The organism is Streptomyces sp. NPDC090445, from assembly GCF_044769385.1.
In the GTDB taxonomy this organism is placed as follows: domain Bacteria; phylum Actinomycetota; class Actinomycetes; order Streptomycetales; family Streptomycetaceae; genus Streptomyces.
In genome coordinates this window covers 60870-71533 of sequence record NZ_JBIVXV010000013.1, presented here as the reverse complement: position 1 = coordinate 71533, position 10664 = coordinate 60870, and the positions used below count along the sequence as shown (strand labels likewise).

At 76.7% G+C, this 10664-nt stretch carries 6 protein-coding genes; all 6 read right to left on the bottom strand.

The features are described 5' to 3' along the window. Positions 1-9 precede the first annotated feature (9 nt). The 6 genes from ACIQUT_RS23715 to ACIQUT_RS23690 all read right to left on the bottom strand — a co-directional run bounded on the left by ACIQUT_RS23715 (position 10) and on the right by ACIQUT_RS23690 (position 10646). On the bottom strand, positions 10-6144 hold the full coding sequence (locus tag ACIQUT_RS23715; RefSeq protein ID WP_403565413.1) for an SDR family NAD(P)-dependent oxidoreductase: 6135 nt from the start codon (positions 6142-6144) through the stop codon (positions 10-12). An 81-nt stretch (positions 6145-6225) separates the two neighbouring features. Beyond that, complete coding sequence (locus ACIQUT_RS23710; protein WP_403565411.1) at positions 6226-7017, bottom strand: polyketide synthase; 792 nt, start codon at positions 7015-7017, stop codon at positions 6226-6228. Beyond that, the gene (locus tag ACIQUT_RS23705; protein WP_403565409.1) at positions 7014-7772 is read right to left on the bottom strand and encodes an enoyl-CoA hydratase/isomerase family protein; all 759 of its coding nucleotides are present in this window, start codon (positions 7770-7772) and stop codon (positions 7014-7016) included. Before ACIQUT_RS23705 ends, ACIQUT_RS23710 begins: the two co-directional genes overlap by 4 nt. Next, positions 7769-9022, bottom strand: coding sequence for a hydroxymethylglutaryl-CoA synthase family protein (locus tag ACIQUT_RS23700; RefSeq protein WP_403565407.1), 1254 nt, complete (start codon positions 9020-9022; stop codon positions 7769-7771). The genes ACIQUT_RS23705 and ACIQUT_RS23700 overlap by 4 nt, the downstream gene beginning before the upstream one ends. A gap of 17 nt (positions 9023-9039) precedes the next feature. Further along, positions 9040-10410, bottom strand: coding sequence for a beta-ketoacyl synthase N-terminal-like domain-containing protein (locus ACIQUT_RS23695; protein WP_403565405.1), 1371 nt, complete (start codon positions 10408-10410; stop codon positions 9040-9042). Further along, on the bottom strand, positions 10407-10646 hold the full coding sequence (locus ACIQUT_RS23690) for a phosphopantetheine-binding protein (protein WP_360634182.1): 240 nt from the start codon (positions 10644-10646) through the stop codon (positions 10407-10409). The genes ACIQUT_RS23695 and ACIQUT_RS23690 overlap by 4 nt, the downstream gene beginning before the upstream one ends. Between the last annotated feature and the right edge of the window lie 18 nt (positions 10647-10664).

Genomic DNA, 10664 nt, shown 5'->3' with positions numbered 1-10664 from the left:
CTCTCTCGTTCAGGCCCGGTCGTGGGCGGGGTCGGCGGACAGGTGGGCGGCGAGCGCGGGGACGGTCGACTCGCTGAGCAGCTGGAGCGGCAGGGTCCGCCCGAAGCGCTCGGTGATCTCGAAGCGGAGGTTCATCAGGTTGATCGAGTCGATGCCGTGTTCGAGCAGGGTGCGGTCGGGGTCGATCGGCCCCGCCGCGTCGGGGACGAAGCCCGCGACGAGGCGCGACAGCTGCTCGGTCACCGGTTCCCCGGTGCCGGCCGGCGCCGCCGCCGCGGGGGCGGCTGCCGGGGCCGGGGCGACGGACGGCGCGGGAGCGAGGGCGGGAGCGGGGGCCGGTGCCGGAGCGGACACCGGGGTGGGCAGGGGGTTCGGTACGGGCGCGGTGTCCGCCGTGACCGGGTCGGTGATCCAGAGCCGGCGCCGCAGGAACGCCGACGTGGGGAGCGGCACCGGACCGGTGCCCGGCTCGCGGGGCGCGGCACGCTCGATGTCGAGGCCCGACAGCCAGAGCTCGCCGAGCTGGTGCAGGCGCCGGTTGCGCCACAGGTCGGTGAGGAAGGCCGTGGTCTCCGGCACCGTGTCCAGGTCCCGGTGGGCGCCGCGGCCGTCCCGCAGGTCGGCGTACCGTACGGCGGTCTCCCCCGCGCCCTCGCCGGTGCCGGCCGAGCGGGCGAAGGCGCCGAGCGCGGCCGCCAGGCCGGCGGTGTCGGCCGCCACGACGGCGAGGCGGCAGTCCATGGCGGCCCGGCCGGTGCGCAGGCTGTACGCCACCGCCCGCAGGTCGGCGGGCGCCTCCGGGCCCTCCAGCCGGCGCGCGAGGCGGTCGGCGGTGGCCGACAGGTGCTCCCGCGTCGGGGCGGAGAGCAGGACCAGTTCCGGGCGGCCCGGCTCGGCGGCGGCTCCGGCCGCCCGGCTGCCGTGCTGCTCGGGCAGGTACTCCTCGACGATGACGTGGGCGTTGACCCCGCCGGCGCCGAAGGAGCTGATGCCCGCCCGCCGCGGCAGCGGGCTGCCGTCCGCGCCGGTCAGCCGCTCCCAGCGGCCCGGGGTGTGCTGGAGGACGAAGCGGGTGTCCTCCAGGCGCAGGCCCGGGTTGACCGGGTCGGCGTGCAGAGTGGGGGCCAGCTCGCCGTGGCGCAGCTGGAGCACCACCTTGGTCAGCGCGGCGATGCCCGCCGCCGACTCGCCGTGCCCCACCGAGGACTTGACCGACCCCAGCGAGCAGGGCACGCCGCCGGAGCCGTACGCGTCCTGGAGGCCGGCCAGCTCGACCGGGTCGCCGAGTTCCGTCCCGGTGCCGTGCGCCTCGATCACGTTGACGGTCGCCGGGTCGGTGCCGGAGTCGCGCAGCGCGGCACGGAGCACCCGGGCCTGCGCCCACGGGCTCGGCGCGGTGAAGCCGTTGGTCCGCCCGCCGTGTGCGACCGCGCTGCCGCGGACCACCGCGTGCACGGTGTCGCCGTCGGCCAGGGCGGCGGCGAGCGGCTTCACCAGGACGGCTCCGCCGCCCTCGCCCGGGCCGAAGCCGGCCCCGCCGGCGCCGAAGCTGCGGCACAGGCCGTCCTCGGCCAGGAAGCCGGACTGGCGCAGCATCCGGAACCGGGAGGGGTGGACGTACAGGTTGACCCCGCCGACCAGGGCGGCCGCGCACTCGCCGCGGCGGAGCGCGTCGAGCGCGAGGTGCAGCGCGACCAGGGAGGACGAGCAGGCGGTGTCGACCGGCTGGCTCGGACCGCGCAGGTCCAGCAGGTAGGACAGCCGGTTGGGCAGGCTCCAGTAGTGCCCGGAGGGCATCTCCCGGTGTCCGGCGGCCCAGCGCTCGGCGCCCAGCAGCTTGTAGTCGCTGGAGGTGATCCCGGCGAACACGCCGACGCTGCGGCGCTCGCCGTCCGGCGCGACGAGGTCGTGCAGGCGCGCGCCGGTGTATCCGGCGTCCTCCAGCGCCTCCCAGGCGACCTCCAGGAACAGTCGCTCCTGCGGGTCGAGCAGGGTGCCGTCGTGGGCGGACAGTCCGAAGAACGTCGGGTCGAACGCGTCGACGCCGTCGAGGAAGTGGCCCCGGGCCTTGACGCCGCCCGCGTCCGGCCAGCGGTCGGTGGGCAGGTCGGAGGCGGTGTCCTTGCCGTTCAGCAGGTTCTGCCAGAAGGCGTCCAGGTCGGGCGCCTGCGGGTAGCGGCCGCTGATGCCGATGATCGCGAAGCGGTCGTCGGCGGACGGCGCCGGCGCGGTGGCGGGGGCGGGGGCGAGGGCGGCCGGGGCTGCCGGTACGGCCGGGGCTGCCGGTACGGCCGGGGCCGCCGGGGCTGCCGGTGCGGCCGGGGCCGCCGGGGCTGCCGGTGCGGCCGGGGCTGCCGGTGCGGCCGGGGCCGTCGCGGGGACTGCCCGGGCGGCGGCCAGGTGGTCGACCAGTTCGTCCAGGTCGCGCAGGCCGAAGAGCATCTCCGGCCCGACCGGTGCCACCTCGGCGCTGAGCCGGGAGGCGAGGGTGCGGATCATGACGGAGTCCAGCCCCATCGACTCCAGCGAGGTGTGGCCGCCGATGCTGCCCGCGGGGCGGCCGATGGTGTCGGCCACCGTCCGGCTGACCCGGTCGGCCAGTTCGGCCCGCCGGCCGGCATCCGCCGCGGCGGACTCGGCCGGCGCGACGACGGCAGCGGGGGCGGCGGGGGCGGCGGCCGTCGCCTGGGCGGCCGCGACCGGCCGGGCCTCGGGACGGTGCTCCAGGTGGAGGGCGGCCAGGTGGGCCCGCCACGTGACCCCGTCGCCGTGGAAGAGCGAGACGACCTCGGGGCCGTCCGCGGCCAGCAGGCGGTCCAGGGCCGCGAGCCCGGCGGCGGCGGGCAGCGGCGCCATGCCGGTGTGCTGGGCCACCACCTCCAGGACCGGTTCGGGGATGCTCATGCCGGGGACGTCCCAGAGCGGCCACTGCACCGACAGCGTCCTGCCGTGCCGCTCGCCGCGCGCCACCTGCCCGGCGCGGCGGGTGGCGAAGCCGTCGAGGAAGCCGTTGGCGTACGCGTAGTCGCTCTGGCCGAGGTTGCCGGTGACCGCGGCCACCGAGGAGAAGAGCGCGAACGCGTCCAGCGGGAGGGCCGCGGTCGCCTCGTCCAGCGCCCGCGCACCGAGGATCTTGGGCGCCAGCACGTCGGCCACGTCCCGGGGGTCCTTGCGCACCAGGTAGCCGTCGCGCACGACGCCGGCGGCGTGGAAGACGCCGTGCAGGGCGCCCTCGGTCCGGACGATCTCCGCCACGAGCGCGGCGGCGGCCGCGGGGTCGGTGACGTCGGCCCGGGCGTAGCGCAGGCGGTCGCTGCCGGCCACGGCGCTGCGGGTCGCGTCGGCGAGGTCGTCCCACGCGGTCCGCCCGCAGAGCACCACGCGGGTGCCCGGACGGTCCGTCAGGTGCCGGGCCAGTGCGAGGCCGATGCCGCCCGCGCCGCCGCTGACCAGGTACACGCCGTCCTGGCGCACGGTGGGGCGGGTGCCGGGCAGCGGGACCGGTACCAGCACGCGGCGCAGCCGCCCGGCGGAGCGGAGGTCGGCCAGGTGGCCGTGCTCGGCGCCCGGCGCGGCGATCTCGGCGAGCAGCCGCCTCGCGTCCGGCGTGCCGCCGGCGGTCAGCACCGCGCGGCCGGAGAGCCGGGGGTTCTCCTGGCGGAGGGTCTGGACGAGCGCTCCGGCCGCGTCGGCGCGGGTGGGGTCCGCGGTGACGGCCAGCAGGGTGAGCTGCTGGGTGCGCAGGACGGCCAGCGCCGAGCGGGCGGCTTCGAACGCCGCCAGGTCCGCGGCGGTCGCGGGGGCGCCGTCGGCGGGAGCGGTGAGCCGCAGCACGACGGTGACGGCCTGCGCGCCGGTGGCCCGCAGCGCCTCGGCGGCGGTCCGGTCCGTGCCCAGCGGGTGGACGTCGAGCCCGGTGGCGGCGAGGGCGGCCGCCAGGTCGCCGGCCGGGTCGTGCACGAGCACCGGGGCCGTGGGGGCGGGTGCGGCGGCCGGCAGCGGGGCGGGGATCCACTCCTGCCGGTGCAGGACCGGGTCGGTGAGCGTCCCGTCGGCCGGCTCGGCCGGCGCCCCGTGCGGGGCCTCGGTGAGTGCCGGAGTCGCGGCAGGCGCCGAGGTCGCGGCAGAGGCCGAAGACGCGGCAGACGTCGGGGGTGTGGCGGGGGCGGGGGCGGGGCGTTCGACGTAGTGGCGGTCCGGGGCGAAGGGGTAGGCCGGCAGGGAGAGCCGCCGGTGCCGGGCGGGCGGGCTGACCGCGGCCCAGTCCACCGTGTGGCCCTGCGCGTACAGCTTGGCCAGGGCCGCCAGCTCGGCCGGGCCGGGGTTCTCGCCCGCCTGCTCCACCAGCCGGGCCAGCAGCGCGGCCTGGGCGCGGCGGACGGCCGGGTCGGGCGCGGCGGCGTCGGGCGCGGTGTCGGTGCGCCGCGGGTCGGCCGAACCGGCGGCGAGCAGGTCCAGCGACTCCAGCAGTTCGTCCCGGCCGGAGACCAGCAGCGCGGAGCGGTACGGGTGGTGGGTGCGGGCGACGGCCAGGGTGTGGGCGACGTCGGCGGGGGCCGCGTCGGAGCCCGGGCCGCGCAGCCAGCGGGCGAGGTCGGCGGCGTGGGCGGCGGGCGCGTCGGCGCGCCGGCCGGACAGCGGGACCAGGACGGGCGGGGCGCCGTCGCCGGCGGTGGGCCGGGCGGCCGGTTCGGGGGCCTGCTCGACGACGACGTACGCGTTGGTGCCGCTGAAGCCGAAGGAGCTGACGGTGGCCCGGCGGGGCCGGCCGCCGTCGGGGCGGGTCAGCTCGCGGCGCTCCGCCGCGACCGTGAACGGCCCCTGGTCGAACGGGATCTGCGGGTTGGCCCGGGTGTAGTGCAGCGACGGCGGGACCTGCCCGGTGCGCACCACGCCGACCGCCTTCAGCAGCCCGGCCAGGCCGGCCGCGGCCGAGGTGTGGCCGATGTTGCCCTTGACCGATCCGATCGGCACGCTGGCGGGCGCCAGCCCGGCGCCGGCGAACGCCTCGTTGAGGGCGGTGACCTCGATCGGGTCGCCGAGCGGGGTGCCGGTGCCGTGGCACTCGACGTAGTCGATGCCGGCGGGGTCCACCGCGAAGCGCTGCAGCGTGTCGCGGACCAGTGCGGCCTGCGAGCGGGCGCTGGGCGCGGTGATGCCGTTGGTGCGCCCGTCCTGGTTGAGCCCCGACGCGCGGATCACCGCGTGCACGGGGTCGCCGTCGGCGAGCGCCTTCGACAGCGGCTTGAGCACCACGACGGCGCAGCCCTCCCCCGGCACGATGCCGTCGGCGGCGGCGTCGAACGGGCGGCAGCGCCCGTTGGGGGACAGCATCCCGGCCGCGCTCATGAACACGTGCGGCAGCTCGGTCAGGTACAGCGTGACGCCGCCGACCACCGTCAGGTCGGTCTCGCCGAGCCACAGCGACTGGCAGGCCAGGTGCAGTGCGGTCAGCGAGGACGAGCAGGCGGTGTCCACCGTGACGGCGGGGCCCTTGAGGTCCAGGTGGTAGGCGATCCGGGCGGCGAGGATCGAGTTGGAGTTGCCCTGCATCACCTGGGGGAGCCGCTTGTACGGGCTCTCCCGCTCGACCAGGTCCTGGTAGTCGTTGAGCATGACCCCCGCGTAGACGCCGCAGCGGGTGCCGGCGAGCGAGCGGGCGTCCCGGCCGGCGTGCTCCAGCGCGCGCCACGCCTCCTGGAGGAAGAGGCGCGCCTGGGGGTCGGTCAGCTCGGCCTCGCGGGGCGTCATCCGGAAGAAGTCCGCGTCGAAGCGGTCGGCGTCCGCGACGTAGGCGCCCCAGCGGGAGACCGAGCGGCCCTCGGCGGCCGGGTCCGGGTCGTAGAACTCCTCGGTGCGCCAGCGCTCCGGCGGCACTTCGGTGACCAGGTCGTCGCCGTCGAGGATCCGCTGCCAGAACGTGTCCGCGTCGGCGGCGCCGGGGAAGCGCGCGCTGTAGCCGATCACCGCGACGGGCTCGGGCCGGCCTGCCGCGGCCCCGGCGGCGGGCTCGGTGGCGGGCGCGGTGGCGGGCTCGGACGGGCGCGGTGCGGCCGCCGGGGTCCGGCCGGCGAGCAGCGCCTGGGCGGCGGCCCGGTCCAGGCCCCCGTCCTTGAATCGGGTCAGGATCTCTTTCGCGTCCATCAGTTCTCGCGGTCCTCGCGTCGGCGGTGTCGGTCTGGTCGGGCGGCGGTCCGGCCCTGGGCCGGCGGGGAGGGGCAGGGGTCAGGGGTGTGGGCGGTCGGCGGCGCCGTAGCCGCCGACGATGCGGTCCATCACCTCGGGCAGCCGGAAGGAGGTGCGGTGCATGGCCGCCTCCCGTGCGATCGCCGCGTCGGTGGCGGCGAGCAGCGGTGCGGCCAGGTCCTGCTTGAGCAGTTCCAGCGAGGCGCGCGGCGCGTTCGCGATGCCGGCGGCCAGCGCGTGGGCGGTGGACGGCACCTCGTCGTGCGCCACGACCCGGACCGGTGCCCCGCGTTCGCGGAGCTCGGCGCCGCGGTGGTTGCGCGCGGTGTAGAGCATCTCGGTGCCGAGCTGGTGGCCGAAGCGGGCGGGCAGGAGGTGGGTCGCGCCCATGCCGGGGGTGAAGCCGTAGCGCATGAAGTTGGCCGCGTACACCGACCGCTCGCTGAACACGGCGAGGTCCGCGTAGAGCGCCAGCACCAGGCCGCCGCCGATCGCGTGCCCCTGGACCGCGGCCACCACCGGCAGCGGGCAGCGGGCGAAGACCCGGAAGAAGTCGTCGGTGTCGAAACTGCCGTCGCCCCGGGCGAAGTGGACCAGCTCCCGCTGGTTCCCGCCGGCGCAGAACAGCTCGGGCATGCCCTCGACGACCAGGACCCGGGTGCGTTCCTCGGCGACCGCCCGGTCGACGGCGTCGACCAGGCCGCGGCTGAGGGCCGGGCCGAAGGTGTTGCGGCCCTCGTGGTCGGCCATCCGGACCACGGCCACCGGTCCCTGCCAGGACAGGCTGACCACGTCGTCGGCGGCGCCGGTGTGCGCCGTGACCGCGCTCACGCCGCCGCTCCGGCCTCGCGCAGCCGCGCCAGCAGCTGCCCGGTTCCCGGGGCGGCGAACCGCTCGATCAGCAGGCGCGAGGCGTCGTGGCCCAGGCGGGCGTCCCTGGGGAACAGCCGGGCCCGGTAGTCCTTGAGCGCCGCGGTGGTGCTCCGGTCGGTCCGGCCGAGTCCGGCCAGCACCGGGGGCAGCAGGTCCTCGGCGCGCGGGCCGGCCAGGTCGGCGAGGCCGGCCCGGTGGGCGGCGCCGGCGTCGAACTCCTCGGCCCGCAGGGTCGCGGCGAACGCCCGCTGCTCGCCGATGCGGCGGGCGACGAACGGCAGCGCCATCGCCGGGACGAGCCCGGCCAGTACCTCGGTGAGCCGGAAGCGGGCCCCCTCCCCCGCCAGGACGAGGTCGCACGCCGCGGCCAGGCCGGCCCCGCCCGCGGTGGCCCGGCCGTCGACGACCGCGACGGTGGCGAGCGGGCTGCGGGTCAGCCGCTCCAGCAGGGTCCAGTAGGGCAGTTCGGCGCCGTCCGGCAGCGGCTCGGGGGCGGGGTCGCCGCCGGACAGGTCGGTGCCCGCGCAGAAGTCCCCGCCCGTGGACGACAGGACGAACACCCGGCAGTCCGGGTCGCTCTCGGCCTGGTCGAGGGCCCGGGCGAGCGAGGTGAGCAGGTCGGCGTCGATCGGGTTGCGCCGCTCGGGGCGGTCGAGCACGGCCCGCAGCATCCCGCGGCCGCGGACGACGCGCACGGCGTCCGGGTGGTTCATCGGCCGGCCCCCAGCCAGACGTACTCGCGGTGGTAGTTGCGCACGGCCTCCAGGACCAGGCGGGGGCGGGCCGTGCCGCCGTCGAAGCGGGCCTTGGTGATCTGCGGGAAGCGGTCCAGGTCGAAGGTGAAGTCGCGGGTGCCGAACTTCAGCTCGGCGGTGGCGGTGAGCAGTTCGTCGTACTCCGGCACGGACAGCTCGTAGCGGTCGTCCAGGGCCTGGCGGATGCCCATGGCGCGAACCGCGCGCTGCGAGTCGGGGGTGACGACGGCGCTGTAGAACTCGGAGCTGCACCCGGAGCCGTAGGAGTAGATCCCGACGCGGCGCTCGCGGTCGATGACGGCGTTGTCGATGGTGCTGGCCAGCGCCAGGTAGACGGTGCCGGCGTAGATGTTGCCGACCTGGCGCGGGTACTCGACGGCCGCGGACAGGCGGGCGGTGAAGTCGTCCTCGATGGCCTGCGGGGACATCCGCTTGAGCTTGCGCAGGACGGCCCGGTGCGCGCCCTTGACCATGCCGGGGAACGGCGTGTGCATCGCCAGCAGGTCGAAGCTGTCCACCAGGTCCGCGCCCTCGACCTTGCGCGCGTAGTCGGTGAAGGAGCCCTTGAGGCAGTCGATGTAGGTGAGCAGCGACAGGTCGACGTCGCCGGCCTCCGCCTCCGGGTCGGGGCGGCAGGTGTCCATCACCTCGTAGCTGTGGAAGCCGTTGGCGCCCCGGTCGAAGGTGGCGACGACCGGCTGGTCGCTGATCAGCATGGCGACCGCGCCGGCGCCCTGGCTCGGCTCGACGTAGGTGTGCGGCACGGGGCGGGCGACGTCGCTGCTGATCACCAGGGCCTTGGCGCCGTCGAACGGGCTGGCGGCGACCACGGCCGCGGCCATCTGCGTCGCCGCCGTGCCGCTGTAGCAGGCCTGCTTGGTCTCGAACAGGCGGCAGGAGCGGGGCAGTCCGAGGTGGTCGTGGACGTAGGTGGCGAGCGACTTGCCGAAGTCGACGCCGGACTCCGTGCCGACGATCAGGAGCTCGATGCGATTGCGCTCCTCCTCGGACAGCGCGTCCACGATGGGCTTGGCGGCGTTGACCGCGAAGGAGACGGCGTCCTCGCAGTGCAGGGCGACGCTCTTGCGGGCCATCATCAGGTTGTCGATCCGGCTGTCGTCGAGCTGCCGGGCCGCGAACAGGGTCGGGACGTCGACGTAGGTCTCTCCGCAGTAGACGTTGATGGCTTCGATGCCGACCGGCTTCATGGGGTGGTCTCCCTAGGTCAGGTGTGGTCAGGGTTCGGGTGGGCCGACGCGGCCGTGCGCGCGGTGCCCGGCAGGCGCAGGACGACGGAGGCGTTGACGCCGCCGAACGCGAAGCTGTTACTGAGGGCGGTGCGCATCGAATGGCGTTCGGCGCGGGTGCCGACCAGCGGCAGTCCGGGGTCCAGCGGGTGGTCGAGGTTGGGGTTGGGGTGGGCGCGGCCGGCCCGCAGCTGGCCGATGACCGCGACGGCCTCGACCAGCCCGGCGGCGCTCAGGCAGTGCCCGGTCAGGGGCTTGGTGGAGTTGATCCGCAGCGACCGGCGCTCGCCGAACACCGCGCGCAGCGACGCGGCCTCCACCTCGTCGCCGAGGACCGAACCGGTGCCGTGCGCGTTGACGTAGTCGACGTCCTCCGCGGTCAGGCCGGCCGAGCGGAGCGCCGCCCGCATCGCCGCGACCTGGCCCCGGGCGTCCGGCTCGGTGCCCCGGCGGGCGTCCAGCCGCTGCCCGTGGCCGGCGATCTCGGCGAGCACCTCGGCGCCGCGGGACCGGGCGCCGGCCGCGGACTCCAGGACGACCGCCGCGGCGGCCTCACCGCGGACGAACCCCTGCCGGTCGCGGTCGAACGGCCGGCACATCCGCTCCGGCGTACCGCGCAGCGCCGCGTGGGCCATGGCCCCGGTCCGGCGGAACGCCTCCGCCTCGACCGGGGACAGCTCGGCGGCCGGCGCCACCACCAGGACCCGGCGCGCCCATCCCGAGGCGACCATCCGGGCGCCTTGGAGCAGCGCTATCGTGCCGCTGGCGGACGCGCCGCCCACCGTCCAGCCCTCGCCGCGGACGCCGGTGACCTCGCTGACGGCGCCGACCGCGTCCACGTCGAGGTGGGTCAGCGCGTACGAGGCCCGCAGCCGTCCCGGCGAGCTGTGGTGTCCGAGGACGGTGGCGGCCTGGTGGGCGAGGGCGAGGTTGCTGCCGGCGACCAGCAGTGCGGTCTCCTCGCCCCACGCGCCGCCGGGTTCGAGTCCGGCGTCCAGCACGGCCCGCAGCGCCACGCAGGCCGCGGTCCGCGCCGGCAGCGCGGCCCGGCCGGCGACCCGCCGCAGCAGGGCGGCGGTGTCGGGGTCATCGGCGAGGTGGCGCTCGGCCCAGCTCCCGAGGACGAAGTCGTCGAGGGCCGCGACGGGCAGCGGCCCGCCGGCGGCGTCGCCGTTCGCGTCGCCGTTCGCGTCGCCGTTCGCGTCGCCGGACGGCATCCGCACCGCGCTGCGCCCCGCCAGCAGGGCGGCGGTGAAGCCGTCCAGCCGGTCGCCGAGCGGGCTGAGGACGGCCGCCGCGGTGACCGCCACCGGCTGCACCGCGGCTGCCTCGGGCGCGTCGCCGCTCACACGTGCTCGCTCAGCACCGCGACCAGGGACCGCAGGTCGTTGGCGCGGGTCAGCTGCTCGGCCGGCACCCGGACGCCGAGGTCGTCCTGGGTGGCGATGACCACGTCCATCCGGTCGATGGAGTTGGCGCCCAGCTCTCGCATGCTGTGGTCCAGCGTGATCTGCGACTCGGTCAGCTCCGGGAGCACGTCGATCAGGTTGCGGCGGACGACGGCGAAGATCTCGTCGGGGGTCATGGGTTCTGGTTCCTCGGT

What these genes read in the sequence shown, in the direction of transcription:
- ACIQUT_RS23715 (WP_403565413.1), bottom strand. Translation starts at nt 6,144, where the DNA reads ATGGACGCGAAAGAGATCCTGACCCGATTCAAGGACGGGGGCCTGGAC.
- ACIQUT_RS23705 (WP_403565409.1), bottom strand. Translation starts at nt 7,772, where the DNA reads ATGAACCACCCGGACGCCGTGCGCGTCGTCCGCGGCCGCGGGATGCTG.
- ACIQUT_RS23700 (WP_403565407.1), bottom strand. Translation starts at nt 9,022, where the DNA reads ATGAAGCCGGTCGGCATCGAAGCCATCAACGTCTACTGCGGAGAGACC.
- ACIQUT_RS23690 (WP_360634182.1), bottom strand. Translation starts at nt 10,646, where the DNA reads ATGACCCCCGACGAGATCTTCGCCGTCGTCCGCCGCAACCTGATCGAC.